The organism is Mucilaginibacter sp. cycad4, from assembly GCF_034263275.1.
GTDB lineage: Bacteria > Bacteroidota > Bacteroidia > Sphingobacteriales > Sphingobacteriaceae > Mucilaginibacter.
In genome coordinates this window covers 1,847,493-1,866,407 of record NZ_CP139559.1, presented here as the reverse complement: position 1 = coordinate 1,866,407, position 18,915 = coordinate 1,847,493, and the positions used below count along the sequence as shown (strand labels likewise).

The window sequence follows — 18,915 nt, the reverse complement described above, 5'->3', positions numbered from 1 at the left end:
CAGTGAGGGAGGCGAAAAATAAAAAGATATTTGATGATTAAAGTTGAAATGGTAAAAACCAATAAAGCATATTAAAACCGCGATAAAACCAGGTGCAATCACCAATTCACGCAGCGAGATAAAAAAGTGATTTTCACCCACATTTTTCGTGCCTTTAATTACAAACATCCACCTCAGCCTAACTATCTTACGGGATTATTAGGATTGATTGAATGACCCGTACACTTTTACTTTTTCTACTGGCCCTGTTACCCTTGGGCGGCTTCGCACAGCAATTTACGCTGATAGTTGTTAAAGAAAATGCCCAGCCTGCTGATGATGCCACCGTTAAACTGATCCGGGCTAACCGGCAAGTAAGCCTTAACGTAAGTAATGCCCGCGGGCAGGCCAGGTTTCAGACATCCCGCTGGGAACATTTAGCTTCTCGGTAACTTATATGGGTTATCAGCCTCAAACCACCCGCAGCTACTCTATTGCGGAAAATGTAAAGCAGGATACCATCCGCATGCAAGCCCTTAGTACGGTACTGAAAGAGGTAAGCATCACTCCCCCCACAAACTGGCGCAAGTATGTAGCGCCGACAAAAAAGCGTAACGTACTCGTGCCTTTCAATTTATCTTGTCATTGCCCCGTTCTCGTTAAACAACAAACAAAACTGCGCAGACAAGACAGGCTTCGTTAAACGTTAACGAAGCCTGTGCTTTTTAATGAAACCGGCGAACTGCGTAACATAGCTTGCCGTACAGGCCATTCACTACCGGACCATAGGAAAATATTTCTCCCTGTTTTCAATAATCACCCAGATAAGCACCGCCCAAAGTACGAGCACCATCGGTAATCCCGACGATAAAGAAATAACGGTTAACAGGATGCCAACCATAACGGGGAAAAGGATCACCGCACCTAAAGCCCTGAAACGGGGAATAATCACCAGGATGCCCCCGACGATCTCGGCAATGCCGATAAGCGGCATCAGCCATTTGATCTGCATAATAGCACCGAACATGGCCATGGCATTTTTCGGCATGTCTTTGGGTACGGGCATGTAATTTAAAAACTTGTTCAGGCCGGCATTGATAAACATCAGCCCGAATAACAGGCATACAATAAATAGGATTGTCTTTTTCATCATTTATGTGGTTTAATTGTTTTTTAAGTTATAATGAGCAGCTTACACCTTCACCTTTTTCCAGTTCCCTTTTTTGAAATAATACCAGGAAACCAGGGCTAAAAGCGCTTCGGCTGCCGGCACTGCGGCGATTGCGCCTGCCGAATGCATACCAAAGCCTTTGGCAAGTATATAAGCTAAGGGCACCTGGAAAAGCCAGAAGCAACCGAAATTGATCCATGTAGGCGTTTTGGTATCGCCGGCCCCGTTTAAGGCCTGGCTCATGACCATGGCTATGGCGTAAAAAATAAATCCCGAACCAATGATGCGGAGCGCCGTACTCCCGAAGTCCAAAATAACGGGGTCGGTTGTAAATATGCTGATTATGGGACGGGCGAAGAACAGGAACAGCAGCATAACAAAACTCATTAATACGGCGTTATATCGTGCCGTAAGCAGCACACTTTGAGCTGCCCTGTCAACATGGCCTGCACCTAAGTTTTGCCCTACTAAAGTAGCGGCAGCATTACTTAATCCCCAGCAGGGTAAAATAAAGAAAACAAAATTCCGGAAAGCGATCTGGTAGCCGGCCGAAGCTGCTGTACCACCGGTTTCGGCAACCAGCCGGGTCAGGATAATCCAGCTGCCGCTTGCAATGATAAATTGAAAAGTTGCAGGCCAGGCAACAGTGATGATGGTTTTTACAATCGTCGGATCCCAATTAAAGTGGGCCCAGCGAAACTTCAGAATGCCGCTGCCTTTAAACAGGTGGTATACCTGGAAAGTAACCCCGCAGCTCCGCCCAATTACGGTGGCCATGGCAGCGCCTTTCAACCCAAAAAAGTGAATGAAAACCGGGCAAAGAATAATGTTGATGGTGCTTGCGATCCAAAGACTTTTCATCGCCATAGCGGCATCGCCCGCACCGCGAAAAATTCCGTTGATCAGAAACAAAAGGATAATCACAAGGCTGCTGCCCAGCATGATCCGGGTAAAAACAGCTCCGTCCCTAACCACTTCTTCGCTTGCCCCCATCAGCTTTAAAATTTCCGGTGCATATAAAACTCCGGCCAGGCTAACCAAAACAGTGGTGATCAGGCAGATTACCAGCGACTGGGCGCCGGCATGGGCCGCAGCTTCAGGTTTCTTTTCGCCGATCCTTCGCGCTACGATTGCTGTTGCTGCGGTGCTTAAACCGATGGCGATAGAATAGACGATGGTGATAACCGACTCTGTTAAACCTACCGTAGCTATAGCGTTTTGCCCAAGTTTACTTACAAAAAACATATCCACCACCGCAAAAACGCTTTCCAGGCTTAATTCCAGGATCATTGGAATAGCCAGTAAAAAGATGGCTTTCGGAATACTGCCCTGCGTATAATCCTGTTGCTCGCCATTAAGGGAAAGCTTAATGGCGTTCCAGAGTTTCGAGCTTGTGATCTGTAATGTACTCATCGTTATTTGCTTATTTAAAAATTTTGTACGGTTGCCGGTTTACTTTGTTGTTTTTCGTAACACAATCCTAATTGATCATAAACTTAATCAACGATACAAAGATGTGATGCACGCCGGTATTTCGCAGTGTGCAAAAGCGACAATCCCGGGGGTAATTCGCGACAAGATTATTTCCGCCGCATGTCCGCTCCGTTCATAAAAGTGATTTTCACCCATAATTTCGCGCCTTAAATTGCAAACATCAGCCTCATCCTGACTATCTTACCGGATTATTAGGATTGACTGAATGACCCGTACACTTTTACTCTTTCTACTGGCCCTGTTACCCATGGGCGGCTTTGCACAGCAGTTTACGCTGGTAGTTGTTAAAGAAAATGCCCAACCCGCCGATGGTGCCACCGTTAAACTGATCCAGGCTAACCTGCAGGTAAGCGTAATCATAAGTAATGCCCGCGGCCAGGCCAGGTTTCAAGACATTCAGCCAGGAACATTTAGCTTCTCGGTAACTTATACCGGTTATCAGCCCCAAACTACCCGCAGCTACTCTACTGCGGAGCATGTAAAGCAGGATACCATCCGTATGCAACCCATTAGTACCATATTGAAAGAGGTAAACATCACCGCCAAAACGCCGCCGGTGGAAGTGAAGCAGGGAAAGGTGATCGTGAACGTGGAAGCCTCGGTAACCAACGTGGGGGCTACTGTATTGGAGGTATTGGAGAAATCGCCTGGTGTGATGGTCGACCGTAATGGCGGCATTTCTTTGCAAGGCAAGCCCGGGGTGCTGGTGATGATAGATGGCAAGCCTACCTATCTCTCCGGCGCCGATCTGAACAACCTGCTCAGTAGTATGAGCTCCGGCCAGGTATCACAAATTGAGCTGATTGCCAATCCCACGGCGAGGTATGATGCCAGCGGAAATGCGGGGGTCATCAATATTAAAACCAAAAAGAACCGGCAAAAGGGTTTTAACGGATCGGTTTCGGCCACGGTGGCGCAAGGTGTTTACTTCAAAACCAATAATACGCTGGTGCTCAATTACCGCGCGGGGCGCATCAGCACTTTCTTTAATTACAATATCAGCCGTCAGCAATATCTTACCAACCTGTACGCGCTGCGCAAATACACCAACGCGAGTGGGGCAATCACTTCAACATTGGAGCAGCCGTCACACTTCACCGGTACGCTGCTGAATAATACGGCCAAAGCGGGGCTGGATTATGACGTTTCGCCCAAAACCACGGTCGGCATTGTGCTTGGCGGAACCATGATCCACCGCAAGGGTAACAATACAGCTTCGGCGCGCTGGCTTAACCCGGGTGGCACAGCAGATTCGGTCATCGCTACCGACAACGCCAACAACAGCCGGTTTAAAAACGGGCAGGTAAGCCTGAGCCTTCGCCATGCCATCAGCAAAACCCAGGACCTCAGCGCTGATGCCGACTGGCTGCACTACAACATTGCCAGCAACCAGAATTTTAACAACCGCCTGCAAACCACAGGCGGTTATAACGAATCAACGCGCGCCAGCATCCCCACAGGCATCACCATACTTACAGGTAAAGCCGACTATACACTTAAAACCGACAACGACAGCCAATTACAAATGGGCTGGAAATCGGCACACAGCAGTACCGATAACTCCGCCGGTTATCAAAACTTCATCTCGGGCCAATGGACGGACGACCTAAACCGCAGTAATCATTTCCTTTACAGCGAGAACATCCACGCGGCCTACACGCAATGGGAGCGCAAGCATAAAGCCATCTCCTACCAGGTAGGTTTGCGTTATGAGCATACTGATTATCATGCCCATCAACTGGGTAACGCGCTGCAAAAAGATTCGGCCTTTTCGCGCAACTACGGCAGCCTTTTTCCCAGCGGCTATTTCAGTTACCAGGCCGATACTGCCAATAACTTTACTTTAACCCTGAGCCGTCGTATTGATCGCCCGGTTTATCAAACGCTCAACCCGTTCTATTTTATCATCAACAAGTACACCTATCAAACCGGTAACCCTTACATTTTGCCGCAATACAGCTGGAACCTGGAGCTGAGCCATCAATACAAAAACCTGCTCACCACCACAGTATCTTACAGTAATATCAACAACTACTTTTCGCAAATCTTTTTGAGCGATCCAACCCTTGCGGGCATTTTGCTGTATACACAGGGAAACGTTGGGCGCACGTACATTATAGGCCTGTCTGAAGCTGTTACGGCATCACCTACCAACTGGTGGACGCTAACAGCACAGGCGCTGTACAATTACAAAAAACTAAGCGGTTTTAACGGCAATCATTACACGTCAGATATTAACCAGCTTAACCTCAACGCCAATAACCAGTTCACCTTCGGCAAACGTTTTACGGGCGAGGTATCGGGCTTTTATACCACCCGCGCCCGTAACGATGTGCAGGAACTGCTGTACCCTACCGGGCAGCTCTCGGCAGGGTTAGGCATGTCGGTATTTAAAAAGAAGGCTACCCTGAAGCTGAGCATGCGGGATATATTCTATACCAACGCTATGGAAGGCTTAACGCAGTTCCCCAATGCTACCGAGTATTTTAAGATTAAGCGCGACAGCCGCGTAGTGGTGCTTGCGTTTACCTATCGTTTCGGCAAAACCTACAAAACGGTTAAGCGCGATAACGGTGCTGCCGATGAAATGCAGCGTGTAGGGAACGGGTAACGAAGGGGAATAAGAATAAAAAAGTCGTCATTGCGAGTAGCCATCAGGAAAATCCTGAAAAAAAATGTAATGACGTACAAGCTATACTTTAGGGATGTTGCGCGGGGGCGCGTTAGGGATAGCAGCGTAAAGCCCACAGCGCGGGTTGGGTTTGCGGGCAGGCAAGGCGAGGACTTGCATCCGCCAGCTGGCGGACCAGCCCGTTAGCTAACGGGAACGCCCATATCATAAAACGCATCGAAAAAATATCTTAATAATTAACAATTTACGATCACGTCATTATAAGGCACTAAGCAATCCCCTACAGGCAGAGGAGCGGTACAAGTCCGCCCTGTAAAGCAGGCTATTGCTTAGTGTTTTATAATAATGCAAATGTAAGTTACTGATTATTTAATTGATTTATAGACATGGGCGTTCCCGTTAGCCAACGGGCCGGGCTCATACGCTCATACTGCACAGGCCTTAATCACAGGCCGGTATCCGCTACTATCACTAACGCGGCCCGCGCACATTGTTCCTGAAATTTATTTACTCGTCATCACGATTTTTTCAGGATTTTCCTGGTGCTTACAGTAATGACGTTGGGAAATAAAGCGCTAAAGAAATGTAACCTGCTGGCCTGATTCGGCCCATGCATCAATTCCTCCTACTAATGGGCGGATGCGCTTCAGGCCAACTTTGCGTAATTTCTCTGCATATCTTGCAGCGGTTATTTCATTGGGGCACGAACAGTAAATAACAATCTCCTTATGTGCTGCGTACCGGTCGGCAATATCATTAAAACTGCTTTCATCTATGGGGACTGAACCCGGTATAAATCCATTTCTTGTGCGCTGATCTATTGGCCGTGCATCAAGTATCACAGGATCCGATTTTCCATCTATCAATTCTATCAAATCATTCACAGTTACCCTATCCGTTTCAAACTGCCTGATAAGGCGATAGCGGCGAAGCCATTTGAACAAAAGGTATAAGCCGAATAAAACGACGACAAATAAACCTCCCAGCTTACCATAATGGCTTAATGCAGAGATCAAACCGTCAACTTCATGCCTGAAAACTGCACCCAGCGTCACCGCCGCACCAAGATAAATAAGTGCTGCGATGGATGAAAATAATACAAATAATGTCAGCCGCATAGCATAAACCCCGGCAACAACGGGTGCAAGTGTTGACAGCCCCGGAATAAATTTCACAATAGTTAACGCAGGGGCGCCATAGCGTTCAAAAATATCACCGGTGCTGCGAACACAAGTATCCGGTGAAATAGAAATTTTACATAATTTCCCAAGGATCCCCGTTCCGTATCTCTTCCCGGCAAAATATAATATGAGGTCGCCTGCTAATGTACCCAATGATCCTGTTAAAATTAGTATGATGATATTCGCTTCAGTTGCCGGCGTGACAGCTGTGGTTACGATCAGCACTGCAAATGCAGGTAATGGTAACCCTACGCTCTGTAAAAGCGTGATCAGGAATACCAGCCAGAGCCCATAGGTTTGTACTAAATCAACTAATGCATTCATACTTCAGTTGCAGCTAAGATAAGACACTTATTATTAATGATCGGTCCGATTTTACTGATTAACCATTATTTTACATCAAAAGTACGAACGGAAGGAGTTAAGTAAATATTAAATAAATTGTGTTAAGGGAATTATATTTTAACCCATGCAGAACAGCCATTTCACCTGTTTATTGCCACCGGCATACCCGCCATTTCATTGAAATTTAGCTTTTTTAATTGAACCGAAGCAGGTTTTCCGTTTCCTTCGGTAATGCGGTAAAACTGGTTTACCTTCAAATTATGAAACCGCTGAACGGCATGGCTGCCAGCCCATGTAATTTCAAGTTCTTCGATAGTGCCGGCATGCCCCACGCCTACTTCCGCTTGTATTGGCGATGAGCCAAAACTGCCGCCGGAATTAATGTCCCGGTAAACAGTTCTTTTAACTCCGTTATCAATAAATGTTACTTTTAATTGACTGCCAATGGCAGCCTTATTGCATTTCACACCTTCGGCTTTTATGCTTATCCAGTTGTTGTTGTTTTGACCGGGGTTTACATACAAGGCGCTGGTGTAGGCATCGCCGGCATAAGCCCCGCCCATTTCAATGAAGATATCCTGTAAACCACGGTTCCTGAAATCGGCAAAGGCCACGCCGTGTCCTTTTTGCAGGTTCCCCGTCCCGGAGATACTTGTGATATCTTCAAACCGCTGTCCAGCCATGTTCCTGAACATCTTATTGGGTATAAGAGAGCCAAAATCCGGGTTGCCTGTGCCAAAATAGAGGTCGGGAAAGCCGTCGTTATCAATGTCGCCAAAGTTTGCCCCCATGCTAAACACTACTTTATCAAGGCCCGTGTGTTTAGAAACATCGGTGAAAGTGCCATCGTGGTTATTTTTATACAGGTAGATATTTCCGGCGTTGGATATGGGCTTTCCGAGCGCTTCAGCAGCCGAATAATAACCCAGCGGGGCCTCGAATTTGTAATCGGCAATCAGGATGTCCTGCCAGCCATCATTGTTGTAATCAAAAAACCAGGTGGTAAAAGTGCTGTTGGTGTTTGCCAATATCCCCGATTGTTTGGTAACGTCTTCAAAGTCGGGGGTATTTCCGCTGCCGCCTTTATTTTTTAAAAGATACTTGCGCCCGTCCATTGTTGAAATAAAAATATCCGGCCATCCGTCATGATTAAAATCTGCCGATGTAACCCCTTTCACGTATGCCATCACATCACAATGAGCTTTATAGCCAACTTCGGTAAAGGTGCCATTGCGGTTATTCATGTAAAGCATACTCCGGTGGATATTAATGCTATCGCCATTGTTAAAACCCTCTGCCCCTACAAATACATCAAGCCATCCATCATTATTAAAATCGGCCCAAACTGCTGCTTGTGTAGGGTGATAAAAAAGTAACCCGCCGGGTATTGTTACATCCGTAAATGTGCCATCGCCATTGTTCCGCAGCAGGGAGGCGGGCTGGTTGCCAAAGCCGTTCTTTTTCCATGCACCCCGCAGTACAAAAATGTCCATCTTCCCATCGTTGTTGTAGTCGGTTTGCTGGATATTGAGCCCGCCGGTAAACTTCAGCAACCCGCTTGTTTCAGATTTGTCAGTAAATGTCCCGTCCTGGTTATTTTGAAAATAATGCATATGGTCATCAAGCTCCGTTCCGGATGTCACTATATCAAGATAGCCATCGTTGTTAAAATCGTCGGCTATAACGCCACCTGCCCTGCTGTTCAGTTTAATACCAACGTTGGCAGCCATATTGGTAAACGGTTTTATTTTTGCCGCTGATGTTTTATCGAGACCGGGGATTAAAAACGGTTTAGGCACACTATCCGGGTAATGTCCAAGTGTCATGTAAGCGACATTAAGCATCCAGCGTGATTCCAGATCGGCCGGATGCTTTTTCAAAATGCGCTCATAAACCTTAATCGCGTTCCTTGAACCGGTTTGATTTACGTGCACCGCGTTATCCCTTATTGGGTAGGTACATGACATCCGGTTGTGGTTCAACATACAATTAGTCCGTTCGCCTAACCGCATGTAAGCCAGGGCCATGTCCGGTTCAAATAAATCGCGTTTTGAACTATCAGCACCGCTTATTATTTTTTTGTAGATAGCAACAGCCTGCTTTTCATCTCCCGTTTCCAGTAATAACTTAGCCTTGGTGTTTAAAAGATAAAAGTCATTTTCCCTGCCCGGCAGCTTCAGTAAGCTATCGCATTGCGCCACCTTTGCTTCGGGGCAAAACGAATTGCGGCTGTTGTGATCTTTTACTTTAAGATCTGCAATGATCTGCATCATCTTCCGCTCCGATGATTCCCGGCATGATGAAACCATTGACATTACCGGTATCAAAAGCAAAAACTTCGCGTAAATATTTAACCGTGTTTTTCCGCGGGCAAAACTCAAAGCAAAACTGACAATTACATTCTTTGGCATTCTTTCTATTATAATTGGCTGCACATTAAAGCTTAATTTCCCTGCCCCGGCCATCGTTAGATACAATCTTAACTTTCTGCACGTCCGGACTTACTTTCAAGAACCTTGCCGATTGTGATAAAAAAGACGAGCCGTAATAAAACTCCTGCCGGGTAACCGAACCATCTTTTGCAGATACTTCTGCGTAAGCATCCTTTGGCCCAATCCTGATTGTTCTTACCGGCGAATTAAGCTTCAATAACTGCAGTTTCCCATTATGTTGACTGGCAGCCAGGTAATACCGGTTATCTTTACCCCTAAGTTTTACAAGTGCTTTACCGTCGCCGGGAAAATAGATGCCGCTTTGCACAATCGTTAATGGCTTAAATCCCCCTTTACCATCGCCTTTTAAAAGCAATCCATTTAAAGCATCGTACCGGCCTACCGAAACATTTGTGCCGTAATCATTCCCGTTTATGGCGAGATCTAAATTTCCATCGCCGTCAAAATCATCCACCACCATTCCGTTAATGGCGGAAACCTGTGCATAGTTTGGCAGGGGATACATTTTAAACTTGCCATTGCCAAGGTTTTCCAGATAGCATGAAGTAAGCGTATTGGCTTTTAACCGCAGAGCGTTTTTCAATTGCTCGGGCGACAACAAATCCTGCAATGTCGCGTGTCCAAAGGAGCGGTAATTCACAAACTTTTTTCGGAGGCTGATCATTTGCTTAATGGCATCGTCGCGAACAAATGATGGAAATTCGCGCTTGACGCCATCGGTGTCCGGAAGAAAAATGGATGGTAAGGCATCGGTGGTTTTACGTTTGTCGAAGTCGCCCGCTGTAATATAAACCGGCTCGTTATCGCCGGCTTTGAAAAAGCTATTCTTTCCCAGGTTACCAACAATATAGTCTATCCTACCGCAATGCCTGAAGTCGCCGGCTGCAATAGAATTCCACCAGCCGAACTTATCAGCGATGCCCGAAGCAATTGTGGAGTTAATAAATTTGCCACCAACATTTCTGATAAAAGTTATGGGCATCCATTCGCCGGCAATAATAAGGTCGGGCCAGCCATCATTATCATAATCTGTAACTAATGCATCACACGTTAACCCCAGGTTTTTCAAACAGGGGGCAACTGACGCTGTTACATCCGTAAACTGCAGTTTCCCGGGTTTACTGTCGTTGCGTAAAATAAAACTGGATACCGGGTTGGGATAATGCCATGGATCAACCCGGCCGGTTACCAGCAAATCCAGCTTACCATCCTTATTGTAATCAAATGCCCTGACACATAGCTTGCTTGTTAAATTGACAGGCAAGGCGTCCTTCTGCTGTTTGAAACGCCCACGTCCATCATTAAGATAAATGCGGTCTGCATAATTTTTTGAACCCGTCGCGCTTTCATATCCGCCACTGGCCATGTACAGGTCCTGCTTCCCATCGCCATCAGCATCAAAGAATAATAAACTTTCATCCTTATAATTCGCGCTATCGGGTTTTCCATTAATTAAATTTCGCTGATTAAATTTACCATTTGCCTGTTGCAGAAAAACCTGGGCGGGAAATTTCCTGTTACCGCTGATAGCAATATCATCCAAACCGTTACCATCAATATCCCCTGCGGCAAGGGCCGGAACATATGCGGATAACTTATGAGGCAATAGCTTTTGGATCGTAAAATCTGGAAAATCATCTTCCTGGTGCTGATAATGAATGCCGGCGGCGCCTGTAATTTCTGTAAACAGGGCACCTTTGTTTTTTTGCGGTATAACCCAGTTATAGGGTTGACGTGCATCATCAATGTTCACTTTCAGCGTTTGGTTGGCCCTTATATTTTTTAAAACCTGCTTATAATTATTCGGCCATCTGACTACAACAGAATCGATCTTATTGATTTTGCCGAGGCCAAAATGAGCAGTGTTTTGAATAGATGATAAATATCCGCGATAAGGATTGTTCTCGTATACCTGGTGCTGCATACCCGCATAATAAATATCCACCCACGCACCGAAACCGTCCCTGTTAAGGCTGTTACCAATTAATTTGACACGCAGGTAATTTGATATTTGTGGATTAAGCACCCGGCTATCGTTTTTATAAATAAGCGCTTCATCATTGATGTTATTGATCACCATATCTATCGCGCCGTCATTGTTCAGGTCTGCATAAGCAGCCCCATTTGAAAATGTCGGCAAATCCAGTCCCCATTGGCCGGAAACATCGCTAAAGTTTAAGTCGCCATTATTTTTAAACGCGTAATTATGGATCTTGACTGTAGGGATCTGATCCATAATAGTTTTCTTTGAAGCTGTAGCGTAAGGATTATTTCGGTAAACGATAAAGTCATGATCAGTAACATCCTTCGGAAAGCCATTAGTTACAATGATGTCGCGGTAACCGTCGTTGTTAAAATCCGTTATCAAAGGCGTCCAGCTCCAGTCGGTCTCTGTAACCCCGCTCAAAAAACCGGCCTCACTAAAAACCGGGTTTTTGATAGAATCATTCTGCCCCAAGCCCGGCCCCTGGTTTATCTGCAATGTGTTACGCGCATATTGATATTGATAAGCATAATGATTAAACATCTCGTACGACTGGTAACTTTCCGGCATCGACATCATTTTTTTCCGGTAATTATCCGGTGGCGACATATCCAGTTCAAATACATCGGCTAAACCGTCGTTATTCAAATCTTCAATGTCCTGTCCCATCGCATTCATCGAAGTGTGTTTAAAATACTCTTTTGATCTGTTGGTGAAAGTACCATCACCATTATTGATGTAGAGGATATTGGGCGATATAAAATCGTTGGTAACATAAATATCCTTCCATCCGTCTTTATTTATATCCACAATGGTTGCCGCGTGCCCGTAACCTTCAATGGATATACCGGCCTTCTTTGACACATCGCTAAATACAAGGTGCTTAAGTTTATCATCCCATTTACCCTGATATAATCTCCCGGTGCTTTTACCGCTGCCATCCGTAATTACCGGTCGGAACTGATTGGCATAATAGCCCTCGCCGGGGCGGTTAACGGTGAGGTACATATCCAGCTTACCATCGTTATTGTAATCAAAAAAGGCCGCCATAGTTGAGTAAGATTGAATATCCAAACCGTACTCCTTCCCTTCTTCCTTAAAGTGCGGTATCCCCTCTTTATCTGTCCCTTGATTAATGTAAAGCAAGTTTTGCCGTTTAAGGCTATCCTGCAGCAATGAATTGCAAACGTAAATATCCTGCAAGCCGTCGTTATTGATATCGATAACGGCAATCCCTCTGCCCCATTTTCCTAAACCATTAACACCTGCCTTATCGGTGATATCGTCAAACCTGAAGTCGCCGCGGTTGAGGTACAGCCTGTTCGGCACCATGTTGCCTGTAAAATAAATATCGGGCAAGCCATCATTGTTAAAATCGCCTATGCCAACCCCTCCTCCATTATAAACGTTGGCGTTATCAATGGGGTTGATGGAATCATTCTCGGTGATTAGATTGTTAAAAGTAACACCAGAATGCGATGACGGTATCAATTCGAACAGTGTTGTCTTCTTTTTTGCGCACGAAAAAAAAACAACCGTAACAAATAATAAAGCCGGATAAAATTTCTTCATCTATAAATTGGTTTATATGGAAAAGATAGGCTGTTATGCACAGCCTATCTCTTTTAACAAGTCCGAAAGTCTATACTTTTAACTGCTATATATAAACAAGTTAAGTATTAATAACCAGGATTTTGATGTCCGTTTACCTTAGGGTTGTTATCCAGTTCGGCCTGAGGAATTGGCAATAGTTCATCCCTTCCTTTTTTGAAATAAGGAAACGGATCGGTGGTGAAATATTGCTTTTTCCTCCAGCGAAGGATGTCGATATTCCTTACTTCCTCACAACCCATTTCCACCATTTTTTCATGCATAATGGCTTTTACAATATCGGCCTTTGAGCCAACCGGATATTGAGCGGTTGGGTAAGGCGGCATGGCCACATCTGCACGTGCACGTAACATATTGAGGTAATTAACTGCAGCTGCGGTATTGCCCAACTCGTTTTCGCACTCGGCCAGCATCAATAAAACCTCGGCATAACGAATAATGCGCTGATTGTTGCCGCCCGGATGGAAACTTGCTGCTGGTAGGCCTTCTTTGTAAATGATCATGAACTTACGGAAGCTGATCTTTTTGGTAACGCCGTTCATCACCGATGAGTTGCCGTTCTGGTCGCCATCTGTAAGCACCGATGTACCTTTGTTATAGACATCGCCCGATTGATAACAGGTGTAGTGGAACCTTGGATCAGATTTGGTAGCTCCTGTAGCAGTATTCTCAAACTCGTTAATTAATTTATTTGAAGGGATAAGGTTTCTCCAGGCAATTGGGTTATATTCCTGGTTACGTACGGTGGATTGTGCTTCGGTAGGGCTGTCGCCCCCCCAGTTAAAGCCGCTATCACCTTTATCAACAAATACGATCTCGAAGATAGATTCGCTGTTGAATTCGGTCTCCTCCTCAAAGTTGTCAAGGTACCTGGCAGTAAGGGTATAACCATTTGCACCAGTTGTTGGGATTTTTAAAAGCGCGGCCTTTGCTCCGGCGTAATCGCCTGTTTGCATCAACACACGACCCAGCATAGCATTTGCTGCCGAAGCAGTTGCCCGGCCTTTATCAGTACCGGTTTTTTCAGGCAGAACAGCTGCGGCGTCCTGAAGATCTTTGACAATCAAAGCATAAACTTCAGCTTCAGAGGCTCGTGGCTGAAAATCACTGGGAGTTTTAACAGGTACTGTATGAAGCGGTACCCCTCCCCATTGCGAAACAAGGTCAAAATAAGCCCAGGCACGCAAAAATTTAGCTTCGCCAACCAGTCTGTCGCGTAAGGCAGTATTATCTGTTACGGTTGGTCCGTTTTGAATAACCACATTCGCTCTAAAAATCGCTGTGTACCATGTATTCCACACTGAGTTCAATACCGAGTTAGCGGGGTCGGCATTGCCATTAAGCATCTGTCCTCTTGGAGCTTCAAGCTGTCCGCCGCCTGCTGCAACTTCATCACTCCTAAGGTCGTGAATAAAAAACCACTCTCTTGACACAAGTCCTAAGGAATGGATAGCAACGTAAATAGCGTTTACTCCATTGGTTAACTGAGCGCTGGTTTTATAATATTGGTCTGTTGTTACGTTATTTGGGTCGCTGGTATTAAGGGACCCCTTTTTGCAGGAATTCACTGTTGCCGTTACGATAATAGCTGTAAGGGCCGACCACAGGTATATTTTTTTAGTTTTCATCGCTGTATCTTTTTAAATTAATCGTTAAAAGGTTGCCTGCAAACCCAGTTGAACTACTCTTGGCTGCGGATACTGGCCGTAATCAATACCGTTTGTTAGCGTACCATTACGTGAACCGATTTCGGGATCAAGGCCTTTATATTTAGTAAACGTTAAAAGATTGGTTGATGCCACATAAATCCTTAGCCTGTTAAGCGCGTTGTCTGTTTTTGCCCTTAACCATGATGCAGGGAAATTATAACCGATCTGCATGTTTTTAATGCGCAGATATGAGCCACTTTCAATCCACCTTGTTGAAGGCCTTTTATTGCCATTTGGGTCGCCTGAGAAGGCACGCGGAACATTAGTACCGGTATTTGTAGGTGTCCATGCGTTTAAAACATTAGTACCCGCGTTAAAAAGCCTTGGCATGCCCTCAAGAATAATCCTTTCAGCATTGAATATCTTATTGCCATAAACACCCTGAAAAAACACCACTGCATCGAAATTTTTATAGGATGCGCTGTAGTTTAATGAATAGGTGAATTTAGGCAGGTAGCTGCCTATAAAGGTACGATCGGCATCATTGACAACACCATCGTGGTTTACGTCCCTGAATTTGATATCGCCCGGAGCCGCTCCTGTTTGCGTGGGCGAATTAGCAACCTCGGCTGCGTTTTGAAAAATCCCGTCGACAATAAGACCATAAAAAGATTGAACAGGCTGCCCAACTACTGTGTTGGTTAAAGGGTTCCCACCGCCATAGTCAGCATCGCCACCAGCAGTAATAGAAGCGTTAGCAGTATTAAGTGTTAAAACCTTGTTTCTGTTCAGGGAAAAGTTTCCGGTAATATCGTACTTAAATTCGCCTTTGGTTTTATGGTAACCTAAAGTGATCTCAAAACCACGGTTACGCATCGACCCAACATTAGCTAAAGTTCCGGCGCCATTAAAACCAAAGCTGGGCGGTGTAGGTACGGTTAATAAAAGATTATCTGTTTTCCTGGTATACACCTCAGCGGCCAAAGTAAAGGCATCCTGGAATAAGCCCAGATCTAAACCGATGTTGGTTTGTTTGGTTGTTTCCCACGACAGATTGGGGTTACTTAAACCACTGTAAAATGAGGCGTTTCCGAGATCGGCTAAAGAACCGTTGAATGGATAGGTAGCAATATTAGACGATATAGGTTGCAAATAAGGATAATTTCCCAACACGGTTCCGTTAATACCTGTTACACCATAGCCGGCCCTTAGTTTTAATGAAGATACGGATTTGAGCCCCTTCATGAAATCTTCCTGGTCAACCTTCCAGCCTAACGACGCGGCAGGGAAACTTTCATGTTTGTGCCCCGGCGCAAATACTGATAAACCGTCGCGGCGTATAGAGCCTGATATCAGATATTTGCCTTCAAAATCATACCCAACGCGGGCAACTTCTGAAACAAGGAGGTTGGTCCCGTAGGTATAATTAGTGAAAAGATTAGTCGCGCCATTTAGTGTTTTCACCGTGTTGGTATTTTGGTTACCCGATGAAATCTGGTTATCGCCGCGCGAACTTTGGGCTTCGTAAACTAAAACAGCATTAACGTGATGCTGGTTGCCGAAGGTTTTATCGAAAGTGAGCTGTTGCGAGAACAACTGCGTGGTGGTGGATCCCCTGGTGTAATTAATAACCGCAGTTGGCGAACTTGAAGTACCACCGTCATTATAAATAGGCGTGTAGGTATTGTTTTTGTTGGTGCCGTAATCAATACCATAAATTGATTTAAAGTTAAGCCATGAAGCAAACTTTAACGTTGCGTAAGCATTACCATGGATGGTGAAACCGTGATTGGTATTATTGATCAGTTTGGCTGCTTCAATCGGGTTGGTTGGATCCGAACCATCGAAGCTGTTTTGCGGCCCCATGAACCCGCCGGCGTTATTTGGATTGTAGATTGGCAGATATGGCTGCATCCTGACAACATTTGTTATAGCAGTACGGTTACCCGCGTCTACGCCGTAAAGCTGATGATTAACGGTGGCGTTGAATGTTTCGCCAAACGACAGGAACTTGCTGATCGTATGATCGGCGTTAACACGAATTGCCTTGTGGTAGGCGCTCAAGCCCTGGGCAATACCCTGCTGATCAAAGTAATTTGCCGAAGTATAAAAGCGCGTTACAGCGTTACCGCCGCTCAATGCCACATTGTGCTGCTGTATAGGTGCGTTACTTCTGAAATAAGCATCCTGCCAGTTGGTATTGGTTTGGGCAAAGGTTTGAGAGCTACCTGCATAAATTGGCTTATTAAAGTTTTCTGGCTGCAGGCGTGGCGGTAAGGCTATGCCGGCTGAACCGTTAAGCGCGCGTTCATATTGCAGGTATTGCTGGGTATTAAGCAGGTCATATTTTTTGATAACGTTTTGTATGCCATAATATGAGTCGATAGTAACCTCTGTCCGGCTATTATTGTTACCTTTTTTGGTGGTTATGATGATAACACCATTTGTACCCCGGGAACCATAGATTGCCGCGGCACTGGCATCTTTCAAAACGTCGATACTTTGGATATCTTTAATATCAACGCCCGTAAGACTGCCAGGATAACCATCCACAATATACAAAGGATCAGATCCATAATTCACGGAACTTATACCGCGCAATGAAATAATGGCTCCCGTTCCCGGACTGCCGTTACTGGTAACGGTAAGGCCGGCCACACGGCCTTGTAAACCTTCAATACCGCCCACTGGTAATGATGCCAGCGTTTTACCGCTAACCGATGATACTGCCCCTGTTACCTTAGCACGTTTTTGCGATCCGTAACCAACCACTACAACTTCCTCCAGGTTCTTAGTATCTTTTTTCATTTGCACTTTTAGCTCGGCACCATTGGTAACCGTGATCTCTTGCTGGGCAAAGCCGATTAACTTGAACAGGAGCACCGCCGAATTTCCGGGCACTGCTATTTTAAAGTTACCGCTGGCATCAGTTGTTACGCCTTGTGTTGTGCCTTTTATGGAAACCGCTACGCCGGGCAGGGGTTGGTTATCCTCATCAGTAACTTTGCCCGAAACGTTGAAGGCGGGCTTCATTTTCAAAGCACCATTTTTGTTAATGGTAATGCCGCCTGATGAACCGCTGTTATGTGCAATTGACACCGACGGCATTGCGAGCGCACATCCGGTTAAGATGAGCGTAGCGTAACGCCACCTGTTATTATAAATTTTTTGTAAAGAATACTTCATGTTATTAAGGTTTAAAATTTTCGATTCGATGGGGAAAACGTTGGCCTGATTTGCTCTCAGCGCAACATTTACCGGCATCGTTTAAGCTGCAAATGCCTAAAATTATCCAGATGTCACCTTAATGGTAACTACCGGATTTAAATGAACGACGAAACCTGCCGGTTAGCTGTTCCGTACTTATCCCGGATCTGAAAATCTCTTTTTTGTCTTTTCATAATTTTCTTGTTGATTGATTGATAATTGATAATTGATATTTAGGTGTTATTAATTTTCAAATTCAAACGGTATCCCACACCGGATCCGGGCAGCAAACACAAATGCCACGAATGCTCCATTATTGGTCAACATGTTTATAATTGGTAATCCGTACGTTGTAATGCCAACAGTACTTTTTGTTACAGCCGCTAAAGGCAGCTTGTAATAACAGGGGTAAAATTATCTTTCGCGGTTGGGCAGGTAGCGCAGTATTTATCTTAATCTTACAACATTTGTTTAAGCCGGTCTCGCTGAACAAAGTTTTCTTTCAGGGTTACAACAGCTGCCTGATCAAATAAAAGAAGTAATCCAATCAAAAGTATCTGATTAGTTAAAAACTATTATATATTGATTTACAACTAATTAAATAAAAATAAAAAATAAAAAATAAGTTAGGGATTAGTGTTTTTCTTTATCAAAACCTGGTAACGGTTTGTTAATTTGGGGATGATTCACAATCGAAAACAATCGATTGCGAAATCTGCTAAAAACACCATGTTGGGACATTGTTAAACAATAAATTTTGTTGATTTATAGCGATAGAAACAATAAATATTTAGCCATGTAAAGCGGAACTGCTTAGGAAAACAAATAAGGACAGCCTCGCGCTGTCCTTACAACCAATTTTAAAAAAAGAAAAGTAATAAAGGTGAGGTAATTATTCTTGTTTATGACACTTGATAAAGCATTCACGCATTGACGCAAATAATTATTGATCATATTAGTAAACTTTGTTTAAGGTTATATAGTTCACGATTACACCTTTTGTAATCAAAAGTATTGAGGACTGTAAACTTTAAATGACACGCATGTTGAAAAAGTTAACACATTGGTTTACTAAACGAACAATTGCTCCTTTATTCCCAACTTACCGCTATTCTTTGCAGGCAATAACAAAAACGGCATCAACAACTGTTATAACACTTTCAACAATTGTTGTAATACCATATCTGATGGTTCAGGTATTTTTATTGA

10 protein-coding genes are annotated in these 18,915 nt (G+C 44.6%); 3 read left to right on the top strand and 7 right to left on the bottom strand.

Annotated elements, in window-relative coordinates; genetic code table 11:
• Nucleotides 1–212 precede the first annotated feature (212 nt).
• Nucleotides 213–431, top strand: a complete 219-nt coding sequence (locus SNE26_RS07590) for a hypothetical protein (protein WP_321558759.1) — start codon at nt 213–215, stop codon at nt 429–431.
• A gap of 5 nt (nt 432–436) precedes the next feature.
• Complete coding sequence (locus SNE26_RS07585) at nt 437–682, top strand: hypothetical protein (RefSeq protein WP_321558758.1); 246 nt, start codon at nt 437–439, stop codon at nt 680–682.
• A gap of 72 nt (nt 683–754) precedes the next feature.
• Here the strand turns inward: SNE26_RS07585 and SNE26_RS07580 are convergent, their stop codons facing one another.
• The gene (locus tag SNE26_RS07580; RefSeq protein WP_321558757.1) at nt 755–1,132 is read right to left on the bottom strand and encodes a DoxX family protein; all 378 of its coding nucleotides are present in this window, start codon (nt 1,130–1,132) and stop codon (nt 755–757) included.
• 39 nt (nt 1,133–1,171) lie between these two features.
• On the bottom strand, nt 1,172–2,563 hold the full coding sequence (locus SNE26_RS07575) for an MATE family efflux transporter (RefSeq protein WP_321558756.1): 1,392 nt from the start codon (nt 2,561–2,563) through the stop codon (nt 1,172–1,174).
• A gap of 286 nt (nt 2,564–2,849) precedes the next feature.
• Between SNE26_RS07575 and SNE26_RS07570 the strand changes: the two genes are divergently transcribed.
• Entirely contained in the window at nt 2,850–5,255 is a 2,406-nt protein-coding gene (locus tag SNE26_RS07570) for an outer membrane beta-barrel protein (protein ID WP_321558755.1), read from the top strand.
• A 596-nt stretch (nt 5,256–5,851) separates the two neighbouring features.
• Here SNE26_RS07570 and SNE26_RS07565 read toward each other — a convergent pair.
• The 5 genes from SNE26_RS07565 to SNE26_RS07545 form a co-directional block, all read right to left on the bottom strand.
• Complete coding sequence (locus SNE26_RS07565; RefSeq protein ID WP_321558754.1) at nt 5,852–6,781, bottom strand: DedA family protein/thiosulfate sulfurtransferase GlpE; 930 nt, start codon at nt 6,779–6,781, stop codon at nt 5,852–5,854.
• 161 nt (nt 6,782–6,942) lie between these two features.
• Nucleotides 6,943–9,213 carry a CRTAC1 family protein gene (locus SNE26_RS07560; protein WP_321558753.1) on the bottom strand — a complete coding sequence of 757 codons (2,271 nt, stop codon included), beginning with the start codon at nt 9,211–9,213 and terminating at the stop codon, nt 6,943–6,945.
• 25 nt (nt 9,214–9,238) lie between these two features.
• Nucleotides 9,239–12,811, bottom strand: a complete 3,573-nt coding sequence (locus SNE26_RS07555; protein ID WP_321558752.1) for a VCBS repeat-containing protein — start codon at nt 12,809–12,811, stop codon at nt 9,239–9,241.
• A 107-nt stretch (nt 12,812–12,918) separates the two neighbouring features.
• On the bottom strand, nt 12,919–14,478 hold the full coding sequence (locus SNE26_RS07550) for a RagB/SusD family nutrient uptake outer membrane protein (protein WP_321558751.1): 1,560 nt from the start codon (nt 14,476–14,478) through the stop codon (nt 12,919–12,921).
• 24 nt (nt 14,479–14,502) lie between these two features.
• A complete protein-coding gene (locus SNE26_RS07545; protein WP_321558750.1) occupies nt 14,503–17,685 on the bottom strand; it encodes a TonB-dependent receptor in 3,183 nt (1,060 codons plus the stop codon).
• Between the last annotated feature and the right edge of the window lie 1,230 nt (nt 17,686–18,915).

Excerpts from the sequence above, each read along its gene's own strand:
- SNE26_RS07590 (WP_321558759.1), top strand. The coding sequence starts at position 213 with ATGACCCGTACACTTTTACTTTTTCTACTGGCCCTGTTACCCTTGGGC.
- SNE26_RS07585 (WP_321558758.1), top strand. The coding sequence starts at position 437 with ATGGGTTATCAGCCTCAAACCACCCGCAGCTACTCTATTGCGGAAAAT.
- SNE26_RS07580 (WP_321558757.1), bottom strand. The coding sequence starts at position 1,132 with ATGATGAAAAAGACAATCCTATTTATTGTATGCCTGTTATTCGGGCTG.
- SNE26_RS07575 (WP_321558756.1), bottom strand. The coding sequence starts at position 2,563 with ATGAGTACATTACAGATCACAAGCTCGAAACTCTGGAACGCCATTAAG.
- SNE26_RS07570 (WP_321558755.1), top strand. The coding sequence starts at position 2,850 with ATGACCCGTACACTTTTACTCTTTCTACTGGCCCTGTTACCCATGGGC.
- SNE26_RS07565 (WP_321558754.1), bottom strand. The coding sequence starts at position 6,781 with ATGAATGCATTAGTTGATTTAGTACAAACCTATGGGCTCTGGCTGGTA.
- SNE26_RS07560 (WP_321558753.1), bottom strand. The coding sequence starts at position 9,213 with ATGCCAAAGAATGTAATTGTCAGTTTTGCTTTGAGTTTTGCCCGCGGA.
- SNE26_RS07555 (WP_321558752.1), bottom strand. The coding sequence starts at position 12,811 with ATGAAGAAATTTTATCCGGCTTTATTATTTGTTACGGTTGTTTTTTTT.
- SNE26_RS07550 (WP_321558751.1), bottom strand. The coding sequence starts at position 14,478 with ATGAAAACTAAAAAAATATACCTGTGGTCGGCCCTTACAGCTATTATC.
- SNE26_RS07545 (WP_321558750.1), bottom strand. The coding sequence starts at position 17,685 with ATGAAGTATTCTTTACAAAAAATTTATAATAACAGGTGGCGTTACGCT.